At 34.5% G+C, this 26,095-nt stretch carries 19 protein-coding genes, 2 pseudogenes and 1 riboswitch; of the genes and pseudogenes, 10 read left to right on the top strand and 11 right to left on the bottom strand.

Annotated features, from left to right (window positions below):
- Window positions 1-37 precede the first annotated feature (37 nt).
- The 4 genes from H3U96_RS08790 (at window position 38) to glnE (ending at window position 8,684) form a co-directional block, all read left to right on the top strand.
- Window positions 38-1,903 (top strand): ABC transporter ATP-binding protein, encoded by a 1,866-nt coding sequence (locus H3U96_RS08790; RefSeq protein ID WP_110453599.1) that lies wholly within the window; start codon window positions 38-40, stop codon window positions 1,901-1,903.
- A complete protein-coding gene (locus tag H3U96_RS08785; RefSeq protein ID WP_175046748.1) occupies window positions 1,890-3,626 on the top strand; it encodes an ABC transporter ATP-binding protein in 1,737 nt (578 codons plus the stop codon). Before H3U96_RS08790 ends, H3U96_RS08785 begins: the two co-directional genes overlap by 14 nt.
- Window positions 3,627-3,693: 67 nt before the next feature.
- Window positions 3,694-4,611, top strand: coding sequence for an inorganic triphosphatase (locus H3U96_RS08780; RefSeq protein WP_086360779.1), 918 nt, complete (start codon window positions 3,694-3,696; stop codon window positions 4,609-4,611).
- Between the two features lie 1,229 nt (window positions 4,612-5,840).
- Window positions 5,841-8,684 (top strand): bifunctional [glutamate--ammonia ligase]-adenylyl-L-tyrosine phosphorylase/[glutamate--ammonia-ligase] adenylyltransferase, encoded by a 2,844-nt coding sequence (gene glnE / locus H3U96_RS08775; RefSeq protein WP_198196348.1) that lies wholly within the window; start codon window positions 5,841-5,843, stop codon window positions 8,682-8,684.
- A gap of 120 nt (window positions 8,685-8,804) precedes the next feature.
- Here the strand turns inward: glnE and ttcA are convergent, their stop codons facing one another.
- On the bottom strand, window positions 8,805-9,701 hold the full coding sequence (gene ttcA / locus H3U96_RS08770; protein ID WP_034901359.1) for a tRNA 2-thiocytidine(32) synthetase TtcA: 897 nt from the start codon (window positions 9,699-9,701) through the stop codon (window positions 8,805-8,807).
- Between the two features lie 14 nt (window positions 9,702-9,715).
- Complete coding sequence (gene yeiP, locus H3U96_RS08765; protein ID WP_034884126.1) at window positions 9,716-10,288, bottom strand: elongation factor P-like protein YeiP; 573 nt, start codon at window positions 10,286-10,288, stop codon at window positions 9,716-9,718.
- A 12-nt stretch (window positions 10,289-10,300) separates the two neighbouring features.
- Between yeiP and H3U96_RS08760 the strand changes: the two genes are divergently transcribed.
- Both H3U96_RS08760 and H3U96_RS08755 read left to right on the top strand, forming a co-directional pair.
- Window positions 10,301-10,666, top strand: coding sequence for a YkgJ family cysteine cluster protein (locus H3U96_RS08760; protein WP_217331958.1), 366 nt, complete (start codon window positions 10,301-10,303; stop codon window positions 10,664-10,666).
- Window positions 10,667-10,844: 178 nt separating this feature from the next.
- Window positions 10,845-12,311: an amino acid permease gene (locus tag H3U96_RS08755; protein WP_255545831.1), complete on the top strand. Its 1,467-nt coding sequence runs from the start codon at window positions 10,845-10,847 to the stop codon at window positions 12,309-12,311.
- A gap of 127 nt (window positions 12,312-12,438) precedes the next feature.
- Here H3U96_RS08755 and infA read toward each other — a convergent pair whose 3' ends face one another.
- The 6 genes and pseudogenes from infA to bamD form a co-directional block, all read right to left on the bottom strand.
- Window positions 12,439-12,657 carry a translation initiation factor IF-1 gene (gene infA, locus H3U96_RS08750; protein ID WP_025315083.1) on the bottom strand — a complete coding sequence of 73 codons (219 nt, stop codon included), beginning with the start codon at window positions 12,655-12,657 and terminating at the stop codon, window positions 12,439-12,441.
- 235 nt (window positions 12,658-12,892) lie between these two features.
- On the bottom strand, window positions 12,893-13,549 hold the full coding sequence (gene nadD / locus H3U96_RS08745; protein ID WP_034903002.1) for a nicotinate-nucleotide adenylyltransferase: 657 nt from the start codon (window positions 13,547-13,549) through the stop codon (window positions 12,893-12,895).
- Window positions 13,543-14,547 (bottom strand): DNA polymerase III subunit delta, encoded by a 1,005-nt coding sequence (holA, locus tag H3U96_RS08740; protein ID WP_086354334.1) that lies wholly within the window; start codon window positions 14,545-14,547, stop codon window positions 13,543-13,545. Before holA ends, nadD begins: the two co-directional genes overlap by 7 nt.
- A 9-nt stretch (window positions 14,548-14,556) precedes the next feature.
- Complete coding sequence (gene lptE, locus H3U96_RS08735; protein WP_198196346.1) at window positions 14,557-15,048, bottom strand: LPS assembly lipoprotein LptE; 492 nt, start codon at window positions 15,046-15,048, stop codon at window positions 14,557-14,559.
- Window positions 15,049-15,086: 38 nt separating this feature from the next.
- Window positions 15,087-17,669, bottom strand: a complete 2,583-nt coding sequence (gene leuS / locus H3U96_RS08730) for a leucine--tRNA ligase (protein WP_198196344.1) — start codon at window positions 17,667-17,669, stop codon at window positions 15,087-15,089.
- A 255-nt stretch (window positions 17,670-17,924) separates the two neighbouring features.
- Window positions 17,925-18,647 (bottom strand): annotated as a pseudogene (gene bamD / locus H3U96_RS08725) (outer membrane protein assembly factor BamD); the annotation flags it as partial.
- A gap of 93 nt (window positions 18,648-18,740) precedes the next feature.
- Between bamD and rluD the strand changes: the two are divergent.
- Complete coding sequence (gene rluD / locus H3U96_RS08720; protein WP_086357058.1) at window positions 18,741-19,715, top strand: 23S rRNA pseudouridine(1911/1915/1917) synthase RluD; 975 nt, start codon at window positions 18,741-18,743, stop codon at window positions 19,713-19,715.
- Window positions 19,716-19,723: 8 nt separating this feature from the next.
- Window positions 19,724-20,491 carry a peptidoglycan editing factor PgeF gene (pgeF, locus tag H3U96_RS08715; RefSeq protein WP_086357064.1) on the top strand — a complete coding sequence of 256 codons (768 nt, stop codon included), beginning with the start codon at window positions 19,724-19,726 and terminating at the stop codon, window positions 20,489-20,491.
- 205 nt (window positions 20,492-20,696) lie between these two features.
- On the opposite strand, the gene H3U96_RS08710 is transcribed toward pgeF, so the two are convergent.
- Together H3U96_RS08710 and queD are read right to left on the bottom strand one after the other, a co-directional pair.
- A complete protein-coding gene (locus H3U96_RS08710) occupies window positions 20,697-21,311 on the bottom strand; it encodes a 7-carboxy-7-deazaguanine synthase QueE (protein ID WP_198196340.1) in 615 nt (204 codons plus the stop codon).
- A complete protein-coding gene (gene queD / locus H3U96_RS08705; protein ID WP_034903021.1) occupies window positions 21,308-21,736 on the bottom strand; it encodes a 6-carboxytetrahydropterin synthase QueD in 429 nt (142 codons plus the stop codon). Before queD ends, H3U96_RS08710 begins: the two co-directional genes overlap by 4 nt.
- Window positions 21,737-21,739: 3 nt before the next feature.
- Window positions 21,740-21,785: riboswitch (PreQ1 riboswitch) on the bottom strand.
- Window positions 21,786-22,059: 274 nt separating this feature from the next.
- Here queD and clpB point away from each other — a divergent pair.
- The gene (gene clpB, locus H3U96_RS08700; protein ID WP_086354331.1) at window positions 22,060-24,630 is read left to right on the top strand and encodes an ATP-dependent chaperone ClpB; all 2,571 of its coding nucleotides are present in this window, start codon (window positions 22,060-22,062) and stop codon (window positions 24,628-24,630) included.
- Between the two features lie 283 nt (window positions 24,631-24,913).
- Here the strand turns inward: clpB and H3U96_RS08695 are convergent, their stop codons facing one another.
- Window positions 24,914-25,519: a hypothetical protein gene (locus H3U96_RS08695; RefSeq protein ID WP_198196338.1), complete on the bottom strand. Its 606-nt coding sequence runs from the start codon at window positions 25,517-25,519 to the stop codon at window positions 24,914-24,916.
- 246 nt (window positions 25,520-25,765) lie between these two features.
- Here H3U96_RS08695 and H3U96_RS08690 point away from each other — a divergent pair.
- Window positions 25,766-25,882, top strand: a pseudogene (locus H3U96_RS08690) (HAD hydrolase family protein); the annotation flags it as partial.
- Window positions 25,883-26,095: the final 213 nt, after the last annotated feature.

The raw sequence follows: 26,095 nt of genomic DNA, 5'->3' as shown, positions 1-26,095 counted from the left end.
ATAATGATTATTATTACCACAATGGAGTGTTCATTTTATGAAAACGTGTAATAACAATCCTACTTCTCGTCTTTGGCAACTTGCTTTTCGATATAAAATACTTATCATTTTATCTTGTTTATTTTCAATCTTAAGCGTCGCTACTGCTTTTATTCCTTTTATTTCAGTATATTACATTGTTTATGAAATTATTATCAGTCTAACCAACAACACTACATTAAATAATGAACTTATTATCGAATATGGGTGGGTAGCTTTTATTGCTGCGGCATCATCTATATTTTTAAATTTTGTTGCACTTTGTCTCTCGCATATTGCTGCGTTTAAAACGCTTTATCATTTAAAATACAATTTTATTCGATACTTATCATGTTTGCCTCTTGGATTTTACACTAAACATTCAAGTGGTGAATTACGAAAAATTGTTGATGATGATATTGAAAAAATAGAGATTTTTATTGCACACCAGCTGCCTGATATGATTGGCTCATTTGCTACTCCAATTATTATTTTTATTATTTTAGCCATTTTCGACTGGCGTTTAGGCTTGGCAACATTGGTACCAATCATTTTAGCTTATATTGTTTTGAAAAGCGGTTATCGTCGTAAAGAAATTAAAAACAATATGCAAGAGTTCCAAACCCGATTAATTGATATGAGTAATGCATCAGTTGAATATATTCGTGGTATAACAGTGGTTAAAGCTTTTAATCAAACTTTCTTTTCTTTTAAACGCTTTTATGAATCGATCAAAGCTTATCAACAATATTGCCTTAAGTTTATAGATTGTTTTAAATATCATATGGCACTATTTTTGCTCATATTAAATAATATCTATCTTTTTATTATTCCAGTAATGATTTTATTACTAGGTACAACAGAAAATTATGCCAATTTTATTTTGTCATCTATTTTCTATTTAATTTTCTCATTAGCTTTACCTGCGCCTTTTTTCAAACTTTTATATGTATCACAAGGTTTTCAAAGAGCAGTTAAAAGTGTTGAAAATATGGATAATGTCCTCAATATAAAATCATTGGCTGAACCTGAATCAGGTCTTGAAGTTGATAATTATGACATTTGTTTTAATGATGTTACATTCTCTTATAATGAGAATAAAGATAATGATTCTTTAGAAAGTAATGCCCTCAATCACATCTCTTTTACTGCCAAACAGGGAACAACGACCGCATTAGTTGGGCTTTCTGGTAGTGGCAAAAGTACCATTTCATTACTTATTCCGCGCTTTTTTGATCCTGGAGAAGGATCAATAACCATTGGTGGTGTAGATATCAAACAAATGAGTAGTGAATATTTATTGTCATTAGTTAGCTTTGTGTTTCAAGATGTTTTTCTCTTTAAACAAACAATTTTAGATAATATTAAAATCGGCAAACCAGATGCCGATCTAGACGAAGTTATTGCCGCGTCTAAAGCTGCTCAGTGTCATGATTTTATTGAAAAATTACCAGATGGCTATCAGTCTGTAATAGGCTCTAAAGGATTGCATTTGTCTGGTGGAGAAATGCAACGATTAGCAATTGCTCGAGCATTACTAAAAAACTCACCTATATTGATTCTTGATGAGGCTACATCTTTTGCTGATCCTGAAAATGAATACAAAATTCAACTTGCCTTAAAAGTATTAATGGAAGGTAAAACCGTTATTATGATTGCTCATCGTCTATCAACAATAAAAGATGCCGATCAAATTGTGGTATTAGATAAAGGAAGTATTGTTGAAAAAGGAACCCACCAACAACTTATTGATAAACAAAATACCTATTACAAAATGTGGCAATATTACAGACAAACATTAGATTGGCAAATGGATCAGTCAAATTCAGCTAAAAATTGTCATTCAGATCACTCTTGTCATAATGATGGAGTTGCACATGTTTAAAAAAATATTGATGTTGTCAGATATAGAAAGTAAAAATCTTAATCAAGCTATCATTGCTTGTACCTTATCCAATTTGACATTAATGTTGCCCTTTGTAATTTTATTACAGGTAATCATGTTGTTAATTGAGCCTTTAACTAATCAAATACCAGTGAATGTTTATTATCTTTGGATAATGGCGGGCTTAGGCGTGTTATCGGCAATTTTGTTCTTAATCTGTTATAAAAGAGAATATAAAAAGACTTACGCTAATGCTTTTGGTCAAGCGGCCAATACTAGAATTGCGGTTGCTGAAAAACTTCGCAAATTACCACTAAGCTTTTTTAATCGAAAAGATCTTTCTGAACTTACTGCAAATATTATGGGTGATTGTGCGGTTATTGAAAATATGCTTAGTCACGTTATACCGCAATTAATAGGATATTCCGTTAGTAGTCTAATAACTTGTTGCTTATTAGCATTCTATGATTGGCGGATGTCTGCAGCTATTTTTTGTACTCTGCCGATTGCTATTATTATTGTTGTTGCCGGTAAAAGACTTGAACAAAAATTGGGTGAAAAACATGTTCAAGCTAAATTAGCTGTTTCCGATGAGGTTCAAGAATATCTCGATGGTATAAAAATCATAAAAGGTTTTGGGTTAAGTGGTAAAAAATTCCAGCGCTTAGATAAAGCTTTGAAAAATATGATGTGGGCATCAATTAAGTTTGAAGGAATAGGTGGAATTATTGTTACTTTGTCTACTATGACATTACAAGTGGGGCTAGGTATTGTTGTTTTACTCGGAGTAACTTTAATGGTTTCTGGAAGTTTGGATCCAATTACTTTTATTGCCTTTGTAATTATTAGCTCGCGAATTTATAGTCCTTTAATTTCAGTTTTAACATTATTACCTGAACTGTTCTATATGCTGGTTTCTATCGATAGAATGAAGAGTCTGCAAAATGAACCTATTATGGAAGGTAAAGATGATGTGACTTTTACTAATTATAATATCAATATTGATCAGATTAATTTTTCCTATAACCAGACAAGTGTTATTAATAATGTAAGTTGCACTATACCTGAAGGAAAAATGACAGCACTAGTTGGACCATCTGGTAGTGGTAAAAGTACTTTATTACAGTTGATTGCACGTTTCTGGGATGTAACTTCAGGAAAAATTACTATAGATAATCAAGATATTAAGCAAATAGATCCGGAAACATTAATGCATTCAATGGCTTTTGTTTTTCAGCAGGTGGTATTGTTTGATGATACTATCATGAATAATATTCGAATTGGTAGGCATAATGCTACTGATGAAGAGGTAAAACTAGCGGCTAAAATTGCTAGATGTGACGAACTAGTAGCTCGATTACCAGATGGTTGGAATACATTAATTGGTGAAAACGGTAGTAAACTTTCTGGTGGTGAACGACAACGTATCTCAATTGCGAGGGCATTATTAAAAAATGCACCTATTATTTTGCTTGATGAAGCTACCGCTTCTTTGGATCCAGAAAATGAAGTTTATATTCAAGAAGCCATTGCTAATCTAGTAAAAGATAGAACTGTCATTGTTATTGCTCATCGCTTAAAAACCATCATTGGCGCTGATAATATTATTGTCTTAGATAAAGGTTCAATTGTAGAACAAGGCAATTATCAGCAATTAATGGCTAAAAATGGCTTATTTACTAAGCTTTATAGCCTACAAAAACAGACATTGTCTATTAATTAGTGATTGGCTATATTTCTGGAAATAATCAGTATATCATATAACAAAATAACTGATAAAAAACAGACAAATGAGTAACGAAATTGAATTAAAGTTTCAAATCAATCAAAGTGATATAGAGCAGTTACAAAATTACTTAAATCAATGGGTTTGTTGTGATGAAGCTGAGTTTTCATCGCAACAACATTTGGTTAGTCAATTAAATCTGATTAACACTTATTACGATACTGAAGATCATTTTTTACGACTTAATGGTTGTGGTCTTCGAATTCGAACTACAGAAACTGAGCAAAGTAAGTGTTTTGAAATTACCTTAAAATCAAAAGGTAATTCTGTAGGTGGGTTACATGAACGCATTGAAATTAATCAACCTTTACCTAATGATAAGCTCGATTTAAGTGTCCTACCGAAAGAGGCATTACCTAATGGATTAACGCAGTTAAGGCCTCTTTTTACCACCAATTTTAAACGGCAAACTTGGCTGATTTCATTTGCCAATAGCGAAATTGAAGTTGCTTTAGATTTGGGGCAAATTACCTCAAATGGTCAATCTATGCCAATACAAGAGGTAGAATTAGAAATCAAACAAGGCAATAAGCAAGATTTGCTCAACTTTGCGATCGAATTAAGTCGCTTTAACTTACATCTATTTTCTCAGAGTAAGGCTTCTCGGGGCTATCGTTTATTAGATAACTTAACCTTAACTCCTACTGTTCTTTGTTCACAAATTGAGCAAAGTTTAGCCGGTCTACTAAACTTTTGGCAACAAAATGAAGAATATGCTTTAGCAAATAATGATTTAATTTTTTATAAACAGCTACTTATTCAAATAAACGAGATACTTATTAACCAAAATCTGCAAATTGAGCCTGAATTTAAACAGTGGCAAATGGCGATACCATTTATTGACTCGATTAAACAGTTTGCTTATTGCGAGGTGAATACCAAGTTCAAGTTGATGTTAATGGCTGAAATAAATAAAAAATAGGTATACGAATTAAAATGAAAACAACCCTCTTCAAATTACCACTATTATTAGTGGTATTTTATTGGTTACTATATAGTGTTTTTACCGTTATTTATCTTACTAGATTTGATAACGATTTTATATCGTTATATGTTGGGACTGATCAAATTGCCTTGAAAATTGTTAAGCAAGTTTTAATCAGTTTTTTTCTTCAAATACCTAATTCAGTAGTTCTTTTTACTATTTCCACAATAGCATTTAATCAGTATTCCATTTCCATAATTAATCGGAAAAACATTATTAATACCTTCTTAGTTGCCATATTTATTGTATTAAGCGATATGGTTTTTCGCTTGAGTTACTACTCTTATAGTTATGATTGGATTGTGTCTAAACTAAGATTTTTAAATATTAATGATGGAGATAATTTTTCGGCATATATATTTCATCTCGCAGAGTATCTCATTTTCTATTTTTTTATAACACTTGGTACTTGTCTTAGTATTAAATTATTCAAAGAAAATTATATCTGTAACGAAATCATATTAACCGAAACAGAAAGTCAGAACTTACATATGGTGTTATTCATCTGTTTTTATAACTGTTTCTTTATAACCATGTCATATTTGTTGCTTTTCGATGGTATGTATTACAGTTTAAGTAACCTGATTTTCTCTATAGTCTTATTGGCGATATTTTTATCAATAGTAAATTTAATTGGTTATTTCTTGCTAAGAAAATGCTTTACAGCAGTAACAGAAATTTTGGCTTTAAAAAAGGTAATTTTTAGTTCGCTTATTACCTTTATATTAAACTGCCTTTTATTAATACTTATTCTATACATTTACAACTATATCTATAATTTCCTACCATTCGATATTATCTCTAATACTTTTAAATTGTTCTACTTATGGATGTTTTTAATTACTTTGTTGATTTCAAGTTGTTTATTGGTAAGAAAGATGACAAAGCTGTTTTTTGATAAACATTAACCCGCTATTCGAATCAAAGAATATAACATTGTTATTGACCGTTACGTTATAACCAATAACAATGATAAGGTAAACAAGCAATATAAGACCTAACGATAGTCAGCAGCTATAGTTTTATCGGTAAACAGATTGCGAAAAAGTATCAATACTGTTTTTAGCGATTTGTTTAATAAAAAGATAGGTGAACTTAAAAAGTCATTTATAATATTTAATTAGGTGATTTTATGTATATATAAATATTTTAAGTGAGTGCTAATTATGTCCCAGCCAAGCTCGTTAGTTTCACCATTAATTGTTGAGCAAAAACAAAAGATTATATCCCAATTGTCACAATGTGATGCAAAAGAGGTGCTCGATAACCTTGATATTTTGCTGCAAAGTGATTTTCTGGTTGATGCTTTTTATCGATTTCCCGAGTGGCTGACAGATATTATTACTTACCCCCCTCAAGCTGATGAAAGATGTTTCTATCAACAATGGTTAAATGAAAGACTAGTATCAGTATTTGATGAATTAGCTCTAATGAAAGTATTAAGATTATTTAGGCGTTATATTCTGATAAGGCTTGAATGGTCACAATTAACCCGCACAAGTAGTGATGAGCAGATTTTATTACAACTCTCGCAGTTAGCTGAAGTGATTATTATCACTGCACGTGATTGGCTTTATGAGCTTAGTTGTAAAGAATGGGGAACGCCATGTAATTTACAAGGACAAGCACAACCTTTACTTATCTTAGGTATGGGAAAATTAGGTGGTGGCGAACTGAATTTTTCCTCCGATATTGATCTTATTTTTACCTACCCTGAACATGGTCAAACCCAAGGTGGCAGGCGAGAATTAGATAATGCGGTGTTTTTTACCCGTTTAGGGCAACTCTTAATTAAAACACTAGACCAAATTACCGAAGATGGTTTTGTTTACCGAGTTGACATGCGTTTACGTCCACTTGGCGATGGCGGTCCGCTGGTTTTAAGTTTTTCTGCTATGGAAGATTATTATCAAGAGCAGGGGAGAGACTGGGAACGTTATGCCATGGTAAAAGCTAAAATACTTGGTGATCAGCAAGATCCTTACACCAAAGAGCTTTACCAAATGTTAAAACCATTTGTTTACCGCCGTTACATTGATTTCAGTGTATTGCAGTCATTACGAAATATGAAAAGTATGATAGAGCGTGAAGTTCGGCGTCGAGGTTTGACTAACAATATCAAACTTGGTGCAGGTGGTATTCGTGAAATTGAATTTATTGTACAAGTTTTTCAACTTATACGAGGTGGACGTGTTGTAGGTCTACAAACTCGCTCATTATTAAATGCCTTACAAGTAATAGAACAAGAATCGTTACTTAGTGTTAATGAAGTAGATACTTTACGAGAAAACTACTTCTTTTTACGCCGTTGTGAAAATTTACTCCAAGCGATACATGACGAGCAAACTCAGACATTGCCTGAAGATGAACTGGATCGAATGCGTATAGCCACTAGTATGAACTTTAATGATTGGCATGAATTTGAAGCAGATCTTACTAAAAGAATGCATTTTAATAGGCAAGTATTTAACCAACTTATCGGTGAAGATACATCTGAATCCGCATCTAATTCTAAACAATACAACTACCAATTTGATGATCTTTGGGTCCCAGATTTACAATTAGGTGATGTTACCTCTGTACTAACTTCTTACTCAGATGATGATGCTGAAAAATTATATCAAATGCTTTGTCAGTTTCGTGATGATATTGGTAAACGGACAATTGGGGTACGAGGTCGTGAAATACTTGACCAATTAATGCCACGATTATTGGAGTTGGTTTGTAATGATAAAAACACATTAGTACTATTATCACGAATTTTACCCTTATTAGTTAATATTGTTAGTCGAACAACGTATTTAGAATTACTGCTTGAATACCCAACCGCATTGAAGCAACTAATTCGATTATGTAGTGCCTCGCCAATGATTAGTGAGCAACTTGCTCATTATCCAATCTTATTAGATGAACTAATAGATATTAATTCTCTTTATCAAACTGTTGCACCTAATGAATACAAAAGTGAACTTTATCAATACTTACTTCGTATTGAGGTTGATGATGAAGAACAACAACTTGAAGCTTTAAGACAATTTAAGCAAATGCAATTACTGCATATAGCTGCTGCTGATGTTGAACAAGTATTAAATACTATGAAAGTAAGCGATCATTTGACCTATGTTGCAGAATCACTAATTGATTTTGTTGTGCAAATGGCATGGAATCAAATGGTTGCTCGTTATGGAAAACCCACACATTTAACTGATAATCAAAAAGGATTGGTTATTATCGCTTATGGCAAATTAGGTGGTTGGGAATTGGGTTATGGTTCAGATTTAGATCTGGTATTTCTTCATGATTGTCCTGTAGATAGCATGACTAATGGAGATAAGCAAATTGATAGTCGTCAATTTTATTTACGATTAGTACAACGGATCATTCATCTATTTAATGTTCGCACAAGCTTTGGAATTCTCTATGAAGTTGATGTTCGTTTACGTCCACAAGGTGATGCTGGTTTATTAGCTTGTAGTTTAAATGCATTTTATGACTATCAAATGCATGAAGCTTGGACATGGGAGCATCAAGCACTGGTTCGAGCAAGAGCTGTTTATGGTGAAATAGATCTTATTAAACGCTTTAACCAAATCAGACATGATGTTCTATGTAAAAAACGTGAGGAAAATATATTAAAAACCGAAGTCCGAGAGATGCGTGAAAAGATGCGAGCCCATTTAGGTACTACTGAATCTCATCGGTTTAATTTGAAAATTGATGAAGGCGGTATTGGTGATATTGAATTCTTATCTCAATATCTGGTACTTAATTATGCTCATCAATATCCTAAAATGACAACATGGAGTGATAACGTACGGATTTTAGAATTAGCGGCAAATTATCAAATTATGGATAGCCAAGAAGCTGAACAATTAACTAAAGCATATATTGATATGCGTAATGAAATTCATCAATTATCATTACAACTTTTACCGAGTACCGTTGATGATTCCTGTTTTAAATCAGAAAAACAGATTGTTAATCAAAGCTGGTTAAAATGGCTTAAATAATAATTAGCCTGAATATAATTATGATTAATTAAGATCGTTAATAAATATAAATTTTAGGTGATTTATCGGCGATATAGATTATCACCGATAAAAAGATAATTTATAGAGAAGAGCTAATTGCTAGTTAGCCTCTTTCCACAGAATTAGATCTTGATCGTCGAGTTCTGACGCATCAAATCCGACCATGGCTGGCAATTCTTCACGGTCAAAGGCTAAATCGCCACCATTGATATCAATATCACCTTTCTTAATCCCTTTGAAATCGTAAAGATTGGTATCACATAAATGCGAAAGGGTGATATTTTGTGTAGCACGAAACATGGTTTCGATACGGCCAGGATATTTCTTATCCCAATCATTTAACATCTCTTTGATCACTTGCCGTTGTAAATTAGGCTGTGAACCACAAAGATTACAAGGAATGATAGGAAACTGTTTTATTTCAGCATATTTTGCAATATCTTTCTCTTTGCAATATGCAAGAGGTCGAATAATAATATGCTCACCTGAATCATTCATCAATTTAGGTGGCATAGCCTTAAGTTTGCCGCCATAAAACATATTTAAAAACAAGGTTTCCAAAATGTCATCACGATGATGTCCAAGCGCTATTTTGGTTGCACCTAGTTCAGTTGCAGTGCGATATAAAATACCACGTCGAAGCCGAGAACAGAGTGAACATGTAGTTTTGCCTTCAGGGATTTTTTCTTTAACAATACCATAAGTATTTTCTTGAACAATTTTATATTCAATACCTAAGGATTCTAGGTATTGAGGTAAAACATGCTCTGGAAATCCTGGCTGTTTCTGATCTAAATTAACGGCAACTAATTCAAATTGCACTGGAGCACTGATTTTTAAATTAATAAGAATGTCTAGCAATGTATAACTATCTTTACCGCCTGATAAACAGACCATTATACGATCGCCTTCTTCAATCATATTAAAATCAGCGATTGCTTCGCCAGTAAGACGGCGTAAGCGTTTATGTAATTTATTTTGATTGTATGTATTCATCACGATTTAATTGATTATTCCGCTCGGCTCATATATCGGCGTTCAGCAATATGAATTTTAACTTTTTCGTGGTTATCAATATATTCAGGTACTTGAATAACAAGACCAGTAGAGAGTGTAGCCGGTTTAGTGCGTGCACTTGCCGACGCACCTTTAATACTTGGCGACGTTTCAATGATTTCAAGTTCAACAGTTTGTGGTAATTCTAAAGCCACAACTTCACTTTCAGCCATTAAAACTTGAATGCCATCCATACCACCTTCAGGGATAAATAGCAGTTCTTCTTCAATTTGATCTTTCTTAAAAATAAACGGCGTATAGTCTTCATTATCCATAAACACATATTCATCACCGTCAATATAAGAAAAGCTAACAGGGCGTCGAAATAATTCGATAGTATCTAAAATATCATCACCTTTAAAACGTTCTTCAACTTTACCACCAGATTTCACATCGGTAAAACGCATTTTATAAAGGGTACTAGCACCACGTGCACTAGGACTTTGAACATCAATCTCTTTCACCAATAATAGTTTGCCATTATAGGTGACTGCATCACCACGTTTTATTTCATTTGCTTTAGCCATAATACTTTCTTCATGTTTAATAGAGTTAAAAATTTAGCTCGCTATTTTACCCTTAACTTGCTATTGTCACCATTAAAATTTATAAAACAACCACAAATTCCTCTAATTCTCATGACTGATTCATGCCAATGTCGTAAAAATTGTGGTGCCTGTTGTATTGCACCGTCGATCTCATCAGCTATGCCAGGTATGCCAAACGGCAAACCGGCGGGAGTCGCCTGTTATAATTTGGATGAAAATTTTCAATGTAAATTATTTGGTAATGCTAGTAGACCTCTAGTCTGTAGTCGTTTAAAACCTTGTTTTGAAATGTGTGGAACAAATCGCGATCAAGCGATGGATTATTTAACTCAATTAGAACAGTTAACTAGCAACTAAGTATTGCGAATATTTAACATATCAGTTGTATTATTAGAATTATTTATCTCGCAAAGAAATTTTTTTGATACACTTCAACGCAATTTATCAGCTAATGATAAATATCGGAATAAATTATTTTAAATCAGTTATTAACCTAGATATAAAGCATAAGGTAGTAACTAAGTATATTTAGAATCTGTTTAACAAGAAGAAAATTGATATGAATAATAAATTAAAGCGTGATTTAAAAGCCCGTCATTTAGCGATGATAGCCATTGGTGGCTCCATCGGTACCGGGTTATTTGTCGCTTCAGGCGCTACTGTTGCACAAGCAGGTCCTGGTGGTGCACTACTTTCTTATGCCATTATCGGCATAATGGTTTATTTTTTAATGACTAGTTTGGGTGAGCTTGCTGCTTATCTTCCGGTTTCTGGGACATTTGCGACCTATGGATCACGCTATGTAGATGAAGCTTTTGGTTTCGCTATTGGTTGGAACTACTGGTATAACTGGGCAATAACAGTTGCTGTTGACCTAGTTGCTGCACAATTGGTGATCTCCTATTGGTTTGATGCCGGTGCTTATAGTTGGTTGTGGAGTCTATTATTCCTAACTATTATCTTTTGCTTAAACTATGTTTCTGTAAAAGGTTTTGGTGAAGCAGAATTTTGGTTTTCATTAATTAAAGTCGTCACTGTGATTTTATTTATTGTAGTTGGTTTATTAATGATTATTGGCATTTTAAAAGGTGCTGAAACTGCTGGTTGGCAAAACTGGCAAGTTGGTGATGCACCATTTGTTGGTGGATTTTCCTCAATGATTGGTGTTGCGATGGTTGTTGGTTTCTCATTCCAAGGTACTGAACTAATTGGTATAGCTGCAGGAGAATCAAAAGATCCAGAAAAAAACATTCCAAAAGCAATGAAACAAGTGTTTTGGCGAATACTATTATTTTATATTTTGGCAATTTTAGTTATTAGTTTAATCATCCCATATACTGATCCTAACTTATTACGTAATGATGAAACTGATATCAGCGTTAGTCCATTTACTTTAGTTTTTCAGCATGCTGGATTATTATCTGCAGCAGCTATTATGAATGCGGTGATTTTAACTTCAGTACTTTCTGCCGGTAACTCCGGTTTATACGCTTCAACCCGTATGCTATATGCTTTAGCTAAAGAAGGTAAAGCACCGAAGATCTTCGGAAGATTATCTTCATCAGGTGTACCTGATATGGCATTATTTGCGACAACATTAGTGGCTATGCTTTGCTTCTTAACCTCGCTATACAAAGATCAGGAAGTTTATTTATGGCTACTTAATATGTCAGGTATGACAGGGTTTATTGCTTGGCTTGGTATTGCTATTAGCCATTATCGTTTTAGAAAAGGCTACATAGCACAAGGACATGATCTAAATAAATTACCATATCGTTCGAGTTGTTTCCCATTTGGCCCTATTTTTGCCTTTATACTTTGTTTGACGATAACATTAGGTCAAAATTATGAAGCATTTTTACAAGAGACCATTGATTGGAACGGTGTCATTGCCACTTACATTGGTATTCCATTATTTCTTTCGATTTATTTTGGTTATAAAATCGTTAAAAAGACTAAATGGATAAAGTATGAGCAAATGGATTTTTCTCAAATGGATTAATTAGATAGTAACCTAAATTATGACTTGCACTTCCGTCGACTTTAGTCGACGGAATTGTATTAAAAAAGAGAAAATAACTAATCAACTTATTAGTTAATAATGTAAAACAACAAGCGTGATAACGATATTAACGACTACGGAATATGATACGTGCTTTTGAAAGATCGTAAGGTGTCATTTCTACCGTTACTTTATCGCCAGTTAGAATTCGAATATAGTTCTTTCTCATCTTTCCAGAAATGTGTGCAGTAACAACATGACCGTTTTCAAGTTCAACACGAAACATCGTGTTCGGAAGAGTATCAAGAATAGTACCTTGCATTTCAATGTTATCTTCTTTTGCCATTGGGGCCTCTTAATATTAAATACAAATTAAATACACTCAAATTAAAAAACATCATTCTCATTTTCTTTACGATTAACTAGAAAAGCGAATTAATCAAACTCAACTAAATTACCAAAATGTTTTTTGATCTAGATAAAGTGATTGATTTGAGTATAAACACAGAACTGCTACATTCAAATTATCTAAATATAGCGGCGAAATAATGCCGAAAAAACTCTCAGATGTAAAGTCATTTCTAACATTTCTTTGCATTATAGAGCCTATTTTCATGTATATATTGCCAAACTTTAGGCGATAATAACTTTTCACAGCTTTGTTGATTATCAATATTTTGTCGGATTTCTGTTGCTGAAATTGCTTCAAGCGGAGTATTAGCAAAGTAAATATAGCCATTAGGACATTGATGTAATGTTTGACTAACTTGGGTTTGGTGTTGATAAATCCATTGTTGTAACTTGGTATCACAAGAGGTTTGAGCATAACCAGGCCGCTTACATATTAGCAAATGACAATAATCAAGTAATTTTTGCCATTCTTTCCATGTTGGTAAACTAAGCAAAGAATCTTGCCCCATTATAAAAGCTAAACTTTGCTGAGTACCATTTTGCTGACGCCATGATTTGAGAGTATCAATGGTAAAAGAGGGCTGATTGATTAGCGTTGGTTCTAATTCTCGAGTATCAATTGAAAATAGAGAATAATCAGCTATAGCCAGCTCCAACATAGCTAAACGTTGCTCAGTATTGGCCTCAGGTTGTGGTTTATGAGGTGGAATACGGTTAGGTAACAGATTAATTTTAGTTAATCCTACCTCTTTGGCTAAGGCTAAAGCTGGGCGTATATGTCCATAATGGATTGGATCAAAGGTTCCACCAAATAACGCAGTTAGCACTTATTTAGCCCCATAAACTGCATAGTTAAACTCAACAGCGCATCCCAGATAGGTAAATCATTATTATGTTTTAGACTAATTTCAATGTCGGTTAAAGTCGCTAGTAGGGCGAATAATGCTTTGATATCAAAACGATTCAAATAATAGCTATACATGGTTCTTCTATTTTGCCAGACTCTGTATTCGTCAAAAACTTGACGAGGTGATTTTTCGGCCAAAGCTAATTTTAAATTAATCAACAAAATCAATTCACGTTGAATAATCCGCATCAATATTAATGGCTCAAAGTCATTCATTTTTAGCTGTTGTAAAACATGCGTTGCACGTTTTGCTTTATGGGAAAGCATTGCATCAATCCAATGAAAAGGCGTAAATATTGCTGAATCATTAATATTTGATTCAACTTGCTCATAAGAAATAGTTTGATTGGGATAGAGTAAATTTAATTGTTCAATAAGCTGTGTCAACGCCAACAAATTACCTTCATAATAATAGCTAAGTAACTCAATCGCAGGAGATTCAATAACTATTTGCATTTGTTGCAAATAGCTTTTGATCCATTGTGGTAATTGTGCTGCTTCAGGTGTTGAACAATTCACTACCACTAATTTGTCAGATAAAGCCTTATACCATGATGCATTTTCTTGGTTCTTAGTGATCTTAACTAGACTAATTATCAAGCCAATATCAGGCGTCAACATTTCACATAATGTATTTAATCTTGCCGCGACCGAAACATTTAACACACCTTCTCCAATATCTATACAGAGTAAAGTCTTGCTTGAAAATAGATTCATTGCTTGGCAACTATCATACATTGCCGACCAATCTGTTTGGCTATTTATGGTAAAAGAAAGTTGCTCGTCATATTGAGCTTGCTTAAAAGCATAACGTAATTGAGTTTGTACATAATGTTGCAGATAAGGATCGCTACCTAAAATTAAATAATAAGGCGATCCTAATTGCTGGTTTATTTTTTCAGCACTAATTTTTATCATAACAAGTCGTTAGTTTGCTGCATCAACTACTTTCAATTTACGGATGATGTCTTTAGCTGCTTGCTTATACATTTCATCTTCAATCAAATTTTGTTCTACAGTCTTAGCCAATGCAGCTGCTGGATTATCGAAGAAGGTACGGAATATACGAACAGTAATTGGATGAATTTGTTCGCCAGCGATGACTACTTGAGCTTGAATAGCCAATACTAACTGATATTCCGCAGCTTTACCATCTTGATAGATTGATATAGTGCTTCTATCCAATGAATCACTGACTATGCGTAATGATGGATATTTAGCTTTATTATTGGCATCAGCTAATGTAACCCCATTATCGCGTAGCAACTCTTTAATATCCCTTGACAATCGGCCGTATGGATCACCACTCTCATAAGACAGAGTCTTAAAGCGAGCAGGAACTTCGGGTTCATATTGCAAATGAAAACCGCATCCAGACAACAATATTGTCAATAATATCAAAGCCAAATATTTTTTCATTGGTATCATCACCTATATCTTAGTTATATCCAACATTATTAACTTACAACCAAATTCAATAATTTGCCTGGCACATAAATAACCTTACGAATAGTTGTATCAGCTAAATATTTTTGAATGTTTGGTTCTTGCTTCGCTTGCTCTACTACAAAATCTTGTTCGGCATCCGCAGGAACGGTAAATTTACCACGCACTTTACCATTGATTTGTACCACAATTAATTTTTCATCTTCGACCATTGCCGATTCATCAGCAGTAGGCCATGACGCATTATCAATGGTTTCACTATTACCTAATGTTTGCCACATAATAAAACAAGCGTGAGGCATCATAGGATAAAGTAATCTAACAACTGCATTTAATGATTCATCCATTAACGCACGGTCTTGATCTGTATCTTGTGGCGCTTTTTGTAGGCGATTCATAAATTCCATTACTGCTGCGATTGCGGTATTGAAGGTTTGGCGGCGACCAATATCATCGCTGACTTTAGCAATCGTTTTATGTAGTTCACGACGTAACGCTTTTTGATCGGCAGTCAAATTAGATAGATCAAGAGTTGTTGTTTTACCTAGTTGAGCATGTTCATATACTAAACGCCATACACGTTTAATAAATCGATTAGCACCTTCTACACCAGATTCTTGCCATTCAAGCGTCATATCGGCTGGAGACGCAAACATCATAAATAATCTAACGGTATCTGCACCATATTTTTCAACCATCTCTTGCGGGTCAATACCATTATTTTTCGATTTAGACATCTTTGTCATACCAGCATGAACAAGTTCATTACCTTTGCTATCTGTGGCTTTAGCAATACGACCTTTGTCATCACGTTCAATAGTGACTTCAGTTGGTGAAACCCAAATTCGTTCATTGGTAGGGCTGGTGTAATAGAACGCATCAGCTAAAACCATACCTTGGCATAACAAGCGTTTAGCTGGTTCGTCTGATTTTACTAAACCAAAATCACGCATTAATTTATGGAAGAATCTAAAATAGAGTAAATGCATAATTGCATGTTCAATACCACCAACATATTGATCAACAGGCAACCAATAATTTGCTGCATTTTCATCTAACATACCTTTATCATAATGAGGGCAGGTATAGCGTGCATAGTACCAAGACGACTCCATAAAGGTATCAAAAGTATCCGTTTCACGTAGTGCAGGTTGACCATTAACTGTAGTTTTTGCCCAATTCGGATCTGCTTTAATTGGACTAGTAATACCATTCATTTCAACATTTTCAGGTAAAATGACTGGCAGTTGATCTTCTGGAGTTGGGATTGTTGTGCCATCTTCAAGTGTCACCATAGGAATAGGTGCACCCCAATAACGTTGACGAGAGACTCCCCAATCACGTAAACGATAATTCACTTTACGATTACCAATACCTAATGCGATAAGTTTATCTGCGATGGCATTAAAGGCTTGTTCAAAATTAAGACCGTCAAACTCACCAGAATTAAATAATTTACCATGTTCAGTATAAGCTTGTTGTGATAGATCGGGCACTTGATCATCTTGTGTTAAAATAACAGGTTTAATTGGTAGATTATATTTTGATGCAAACTCATAATCACGTTCATCGTGACCAGGCACCGCCATTACGGCACCTGTGCCGTATTCAATTAAAACAAAGTTTGCAATCCAAACTGGAACTTTATCACCGGTTAATGGATGGATAGCAAAAAATCCTGTTGCCATACCTTTCTTTTCCATTGTTGCCATGTCGGCTTCAGCGGTTTTAGTCGTCTTGCATTCAGCAATAAATTCAGCAATTTTTGGATTATTTTGTGCAGCTAACTGAGCGAGTGGATGTTCCGCAGCTACCGAAACAAAACTCACACCCATTAGCGTGTCAGGACGAGTAGTATAAACACGCAACTTGTCGCTATAGTTTTCAACGGCAAAATCAAACTCTACCCCTTCAGAACGACCAATCCAATTTCGTTGCATTGTTTTGACTTGTTCTGGCCAGCTTTCAAGAGTATCTAAGTCATTCAATAATTCATCAGCATATTCAGTGATTTTGATAAACCATTGAGGAATTTCTTTACGCTCAACTGGAGTATTACAACGCCAACAACAACCTTCAACTACTTGCTCGTTAGCTAATACAGTCTGGTCGTTTGGACACCAGTTAACAGCTGAAGTTTTTTTATAAACTAAACCTTTTTCAAATAGTTTAGTAAAGAACCATTGTTCCCATTTGTAATACTCAGGACGGCAAGTTGTCACTTCACGATCCCAATCATAACCAAAACCAAGTAGCTGTAATTGCTTCTTCATGTAAGCAATATTTTCATAAGTCCATTTGGCTGGCGCTGTATTATTTTTAACTGCTGCACCTTCGGCGGGTAAACCAAATGCATCCCAACCGATAGGTTGTAATACATTCTTACCATTTAAACGTTGGTAGCGCGAAATAGTGTCACCAATTGTATAATTTCGAACATGACCAAGATGTAAACGACCTGAAGGGTATGGAAGCATTGACAAACAGTAATACTTCTCTTTCGATGGATCTTCAGTAACGTGGAATGTTTTGTCTTCTTGCCAATGTTTTTGTACTTTGGCTTCAATTTCATCTGGGCGATATTGTTCTTGCATGACGAATTAATGTCCTATCTATTATTGCTAATAAAAATAATTTGCTAATTGTATTGGTTATTGAGGTGTTTTACAAACGTTATGTGAATTGTAAGATTGATTTATTAGGAATTAAAAGATGTAATTTGGATATTGTGCATTAATAAAAGCGTAAAAAGCGGGCTATGCCCGCTTAGTAAATAATTAGCCACCATTGAATACACTAGTAAACTTGGAGAAGAATGATTTTTGTTCTTCTTTTGGTATGTTTTCCAAATTGGCCTGAATAAGTTGATCAACTTTTTGGCTTTCATCAACTAAACCTAATTCATTGTAAGCATTACGCATCAATAACAGTGCGCTCTTAGTTGAATCAGTATCAGGAAATAAAGCTAACATTTGGGTAACCCGATTAATCACTGCAACATATGCACCACGTTTAGTGTAATATTGCGATACTTTTAATTCATGACGAGCAATACGGTTTTTCAAAAATACTAAACGCTTTTTGGCATCTGCGGCATAACTACTATTTGGAAAACTAGTTACCAAATAAGTAAAATCTTTAAATGCAGCCATAGCAAACTCAGGATCTCGGTCTGAACGATCGACATTAAACCAACCCTGAATTGTATTGTCGTTTTGCGCCATATTTGAAATTCCGCGCATGTAAATTACCCAATCAATATTAGGGTGTGTTGGGTTTAATTTTAAAAAGCGGTCAATTGATGCAATGGCCAGTGGATAATCCGCTGTTTTATAGTAGGCATAAATCAAATCTAATTGAACTTGTTGTGAATAAGGTCCAAATGGATAATTTTTGTCTATAGCCTCTAAAACACTAATACTGGATTTGATATTTCCACTCTCAAGCTCTGTTTTAGCTTTATTGTGGAGCTCAATCTCTGGCACATTTTCAACATCATGCTTTGTACTTGTACAGCCAATTAGCATGCTACTTAAAGCGATAGCTAACAAAGTTTGTAAACGCAATTTCATTCAGTTTTCAATCCAAAATATAATTAAACATTAAAGGCGATGATTAGTATATAATACTCTAAAACATAACAGCTTAAAATAGATAAATTACACATGCATAAGTTAAAACTGTCATCTGAAATCGAACAAACCCAGCTTGGAATGCGTTTGGATCAGGCTTTGTCCGAGCTTTTCCCTGATTACTCAAGGTCAAGAATTAAAGAATGGATCGTAAATAATAAAGTACTAGTTAACAATAATATTGTAAATAAACCCAAAGATAAAGTACTTGGTGGCGAAAAAATAATTATTGAAGTTGAAATTGAAGAAGAAACTTATCACCAACCAGAAGATATAAAACTTAATATCGTTTATGAAGATGATCATATTTTGGTTATTAATAAACCTCGAGATTTAGTTGTTCATCCTGGTGCAGGGAATCCAAATGGTACCGTATTAAATGCATTACTTTATCACTATCCAGATATCTCACGGGTACCAAGAGCAGGCATCGTCCACCGTCTAGATAAAGATACCACAGGATTAATGGTGGTTGCTAAAACCATTGAAGCACAAACTCATTTAGTAGAATCATTACAATTACGAGAAATAACTCGTGAGTATGAAGCGGTTGCTATGGGGATCATTACCGCTGGAGGTAGCGTAGATCAACCAATTACTCGCCATCCAACTAAACGGACCCATATGGCGGTTTTTCCAACCGGAAAACCAGCAGTAACCCATTATCGTGTTATGGAAAAATATCGGTTACATACCCGATTACGTTTAAGACTTGAAACAGGGCGTACCCATCAAATTCGTGTACATATGGCACATATTGCCCATCCATTAGTCGGTGATCCTCTTTATGGTGGTCGACCAAGACCACCGAAAGGTGCTAGCGAATCATTTATCCAAACTTTACGTGATTTTGATCGTCAAGCTTTACATGCCGCTATGTTACGTTTATATCATCCAATTACTGGCGAGCTAATGGAATGGCATGCACCAATACCTGATGATATGCAAAAATTAATTCAAGAATTACAATTAGATACCGAACTCCACAAAGATGAACTTGATTGGTAATAGTTATGATTAAATCAATTTATCCCTATTGGCCTGCACCGACAAATATTCGTGCTTTTACTACAACTCGCATCGGGGGCGTGAGTTCTGCGCCGTTTGATAGCCTAAATTTAGGTAGCCGTACTGGTGATGATTTAAATGATGTCGTTGAAAATCGTCGTCTTATCATTAGTGCTGAAAAAATCCCTAGCGAACCTTATTGGTTAAATCAAACCCATAGCACAACTGTACTTGATATTTCAGAAATTCAACTACAACCAGCACATGGATTGATTGGTAATAGTGAACGTTTTGAAGCTGATGGCTCATATACCCGGCAAGCAAAACAAGTTAGTGTCGTGTTAACGGCTGATTGTATGCCAGTACTATTTTGTTCAGTCGACGGTAATCAAGTTGCCGCTGCCCATGCAGGTTGGCGTGGACTTTGTCATGGTATTTTAGAAGAAACGGCTAAGAAATTTTACTGTAAGGCCTCTGATATCATAGTTTGGCTTGGTCCAGCAATTGGCGCTACAAAATTTGAAGTAGGTGGCGAAGTGAAAAAACAGTTTGAAGCTTACGATGCAAACGCGCATCATGCATTTAAACTAATAGATGCTAAACAACAAAAATATTTAGCGGATCTTTATATGATTGCCAAACAGCGATTAAATTCAATCGGTATAAGCCAGATTTATGGTGGTAACTATTGCACCTATACCGAGCGAGACTTGTTTTACTCCTACCGTCGAGAAAATAAGACAGGAAGGATGGCGACAATGATTTGGTTTGAATAAAACCACTGAACAAGGCTTCGAATATTCTATTAATCATGATAAAAACAGATCTAGATGATCTGTTTTTATCATATCTGTCATACTGATAACTAGATAGAAATTCTTATTCCCTTAATAATGATTCATCATAACTGAAGGTATTTTATCGTATAGGATAATAGTCTATTTTATTTTTATAACCTATAGTGAAAGTTTGCCAATCTAACTATTCTATATTGGCAAACTTATGTGTTTGTAGACTTAGCATCCATTTATTATCAATACGATTGTGATTAATCTTACCCAACAACTCAATGGTATCAAACATATTCATCTCACCATTGACTTCGCAAGGTGACAAATAATAACGCTTAGCTTGAATATGCTGCTCAATATAGTAACAAAAATCGATAAATCCCGTTTGTTTCTCTGCGACAATTCTTACTTCACTGGCTGTTGATTGCAAAATTTTTTGATAACGATGGTGATAACAAAATTTAGGACTCAGTGCAATATAATCAATCAGCGGATCGACTTTACCTAGTCCATTACTCTCAATTGCAATATAGTAACCAGCTTGTTTTAGATGTGTTAATAATAAAGATAACTCTTTAACCATTGTGGGCTCACCACCGGTAATTATAATATTGTTACTTTTATATTGTTTAACTTTTGTCAGTATTTGTTCTAATGTAAAACGTTGAAATTTACGGAAATCAGTATCACACCAACTACAATTTAAATTACAACCAGCAAAACGAATAAAAATAGCTGGCATACCAGTGTTATAACCTTCGCCTTGTAAAGATTCGAAGATTTCAACAATACGATATTCAATCATTTTTCGCTCCGATGATACTCACAATAAGAAGTAGGGGTTTCCCAAAGCTTAATCATCGACACAGGTAGAAATTGTGATAAGCGGTCAAAAATAAATTTGCTCATTCCTTCTGCAGTAGTGCGACAAGGAAAAGCAAAAATTTTACGTTGCATTTGCTGTAAAAGCTCTGCTATTTGGCTTTCATTAGCATTATTTTGATTATAAAGATAAGCATGATCGAGTTGGTCGATAATTTGCTGTTTTACAACTGATTTTATGTCAGCATAATCCATTACCATATCAGCACTTGAACCGCTGGTAATAAGTTCATTGCTGATCTCGACTAACAAACGGTAGGTATGACCATGTAGGTTATGACATTTTCCATTGTGCCCATCTAACATATGACAAGCATCAAACTGGAACTCTTTAGCAATTTTAAACATATTTCTTTCCTAGTTTTTTTTCGTGGGATGGATTACGAACCACGGTTAGCTAACCTAACAAAATAAAGCGGCTAATATAAAGGATAACAGCTTGAGTGTCATCCAAATTTACTAAACATTTTTGCTTAAGTGCTGGTTTTTCAAACTACTTTATCTTTTATAAATACGCGAGTAAAATATAAACGATTTTATTGCAAAAATTCGTCAAAAATATTGTTAATCAGCTCTTGAAATTTATTCTTCCACACTCATTTAGTGATTATGCAAATGGATTGAATGTGTTACACATTTAAACCAAATTTATTGCTTAGGAGATAAATAATATGAGGTTAGATAAACTCACTAACAAATTTCAACAAGCTTTAGCTGATGCGCAATCAATCGCATTAGGTAAAGACAATCAATATATAGAGCCCATCCATGTATTATCTGCCATGCTCAATCAAGAAGGCAGTGGGATTAATCCATTACTGGTGGCGTCAGGCGCAAATATTGCAACATTACAACAAGAATTAAATCAAGCAATTGAACGTTTACCCCAAGTTCAAGGCATTGGTGGTGAAGTTATTCCATCACAAGAATTAGTAAGAATTTTGAATCTATGTGACAAACTAGCGCAAAAAAATGGCGATAGCTATATTTCATCTGAACTATTCATACTAGCTGCGTTAGATGAAAAAGGTAATTTAACTGATATTTTAAAAAGAGCTGGTGTCAGCAAAGACAAATTTAGCCAAGCAGTTAACCAAGTAAGAGGGAGTGATAACGTGAACGATCCTAATGCTGAAGATCAACGTGGTGCATTGAAAAAATACACCATTGATTTAACCGAAAGAGCCGAACAAGGCAAGCTTGACCCAGTCATTGGTCGTGATGAAGAGATTCGTCGTACAATACAAGTATTACAACGTCGAACCAAAAACAACCCCGTGCTTATTGGTGAACCAGGCGTAGGTAAAACAGCTATCGTTGAAGGATTAGCACAACGTATTGTTAATCGTGAAGTGCCAGAGGGTTTACGTAACAAACGAGTTTTATCATTAGATATGGGGGCATTAATTGCCGGTGCTAAATATCGTGGTGAATTTGAAGAACGCTTAAAAGCGGTACTTAAAGACATCGCCAAAGCCGAAGGTAGTATTATTCTCTTTATTGATGAAATACATACTATGGTCGGTGCCGGTAAAAGTGATGGTGCAATGGATGCTGGTAATATGTTAAAACCAGCATTAGCTCGAGGTGAGTTACACTGTGTTGGTGCCACCACACTTGATGAATATCGTCAATATATCGAAAAAGATCCGGCATTAGAACGTCGTTTCCAAAAAGTTTATGTAGCAGAACCGTCAGTTGAAGATACCATCGCAATATTGCGCGGTTTAAAAGAACGTTATGAACTGCATCATCATGTGCAAATTACCGATCCAGCAATTGTTGCAGCAGCAACTTTATCGCATCGTTATATCTCTGATCGTATGTTACCAGACAAAGCGATCGACTTAATTGATGAAGCAGCATCAAGTATCCGTATGCAAATGGACTCAAAACCAGAGTCATTGGATCGGCTTGAACGACGTATTATTCAACTCAAACTTGAACAACAAGCACTCAAGAAAGAGTCTGATGATGCAAGTAAAAAACGACTTGAGATGTTAAATGATGAACTTGCTGAAAAAGAAAAGGCTTATGCATCACTTGAAGAAGAGTGGAAATCAGAGAAGGCTGCACTTTCGGGTACTCAAAATATCAAGGCCGAGTTGGAAAAAGCACGTACTGAAATAGAACAGGCACGCCGAATGGGTGACTTAAACAAGATGTCCGAACTACAGTATGGCAAAATCCCCGAATTAGAGAAGAAACTAGCTACAGCCACACAGCTAGAAGGTAAAACCATGAAGTTATTGCGTAACAAAGTCACCGATAACGAAATTGCTGAAGTTTTATCGAAAGCAACAGGTATTCCTGTATCGAGAATGCTAGAGAGTGAAAAAGAAAAACTTTTACATATGGAAGATGCCTTACATAAACGCGTTATTGGTCAAAATGAAGCGGTGGTTGCTGTGGCCAATGCTATTCGTCGTAGTCGAGCAGGGCTTTCTGATCCGAATAAACCGATTGGTTCATTCTTATTCTTAGGACCAACAGGTGTTGGTAAAACTGAACTTTGCAAAACATTGGCTAACTTTATGTTTGACAGTGAAGATGCTATGGTGCGTATCGACATGTCTGAGTTTATGGAAAAACATTCTGTGGCTCGATTAATCGGTGCACCTCCTGGTTATGTTGGTTATGAAGAAGGTGGTTATTTAACTGAAGCTGTGAGACGACGACCATACTCTGTCATCTTACTCGATGAAGTCGAAAAAGCTCATCCAGATGTCTTTAATATCTTATTACAAGTATTGGATGATGGACGATTAACTGATGGACAAGGTCGAACTGTCGATTTTCGCAATACAGTAATCATCATGACATCTAACTTAGGTTCTGATCTGATTCAAGGTCAAGTCGAACTAAGTTACGACGAGATGAAAGCGTTAGTCATGACAGTAGTAACTAAACACTTTAGACCGGAGTTTATTAATCGTATTGATGAAACAGTGGTATTCCATCCATTAGGACAAGAAAACATCAAAGCAATTGCGAAAATTCAATTAGCTCATGTTGAAAAACGTCTTGATGAGCGTGGATATGAAATGGATATCTCTGATGCTGCACTAGAACAACTAGCTAAAGTTGGCTTTGACCCAATTTATGGTGCAAGACCATTAAAACGTGCAATACAACAAGAGATTGAAAACCCATTAGCACAACAGATTCTATCTGGAAAATTAGTTCCTGGTAAAACGATTCATCTAGATTTGGATGAAGGTAATATTGTTGCCAAACAGTAAAACTACTTATTGATTGGTTGTCGAAAATACAACAATATTAAAAAAGCCAAAAAGCCTGAAAATTAATTTTCAGGCTTTTTTTTATCTATAGCATTAGTATTCTTGATTATAAAAAAATCAAATTTATCTAGTTTGACAAAAAAATTGAGGAAAGGGGTTTTTGACGGTTTATTAAAATTAAGTTGATAGATTTGGAAAGGTTAACTCATTTGACAATCAGAATATGAAAAGCCTGAAAATTGCTTTTCAGGCTTATTTTTATTTATCTAAAAAAGGCTTTACTTTACAATGGATTTACATCGGAAAATCTAAAAATATACTCAGGTTCTGTTAACTTACCATCCAAACTTAAACTTGACTCATAGATGCAGGTCTCGTTATCTTTAAAAAAGTTACCTGAAAACTTCACTTTTTGACCTTTTTTCATATTAGCAATTTTATCGAATAAAGGAGTATCAGGTTTAAGTAATGTTTTATGGAACGTGTCTGATATTGCATTATTCCAAGTTTTAACATATATTTTTCTGGCAATTTCAATTTCTAATACGCCGTAACCATCAGAATTTGAATCAATCTTCTTAATAGTTCCTACCCAATCTTTAACTGACAAATTAGTGATACCGTTACAAATTGCCTTGCTTCTCTCTCTAAGAGCACTGCCTTTTTGCATATCGTTATCAGCTTTTATAGCTTTATCCATAGCAGTTTTACTTGCTTCAATTAATGTAGTTTGATCTTGAGGGTATTGGATTTCAGGCGTTGCTTCTTTCTTAGTTTCATCATTCTTACTATTCCCAAAAATAGCTACAATGACTACTAAAATAATAACGGCAATCAAAATTTTCTTAATTATAGAACTTTTCTTTTTTGGGGTGGTTTCATTAGTCATAAGTCATCCTTTTAATAATGCAAAAAAACCATTCTAATTAAAAATGATTAAATTTCAAATAAATATTTATATTAATCTCGACCTGATATTTCAAATACACTATATTGTGTGTCTAAAAATAATTAAGCACAATAAACATCAAGATGATCAAATCCCCCCAAAGGAAGCAAACTTGATAAAGTTAATTATCACTGATTTAGATGGAACATTTTTAAATGATCAAGGCGATTAAGATCGGGATTCAACTATAGCTTTGCTATGCGAAACGCCTTTGATGAAACCAAAGCAGTAGCTAAATTTATTACTGGATCAAATAACGAAAGTGCTGTGATGAAAACTATCCAATTGATGTTAGCACTTTAGATGTATGTTTAATAATTATGTAAAAAATTACTGTCAGTAAAAGGTAATAGGCTAGGTATCAAATTTTTGTATAAAAGATAAGTAATTTATTATCCTATAGTTGCTTTGGTAGTTTAGAAACATAAATCTTATTTTGGCAAATAAGTTTGGTGTATTTAATTTAGCGACATTCGCAATGTGCTGACAACTGAGTGAGGTTAGCATGGCAAACAG

The sequence above is a fragment of the Gilliamella sp. M0364 genome (assembly GCF_016100565.1).
GTDB lineage: Bacteria > Pseudomonadota > Gammaproteobacteria > Enterobacterales > Orbaceae > Gilliamella > Gilliamella apis.
Note: the sequence above shows the minus strand (reverse complement) of the source record. Positions and strands in the feature narration are given on the sequence as shown.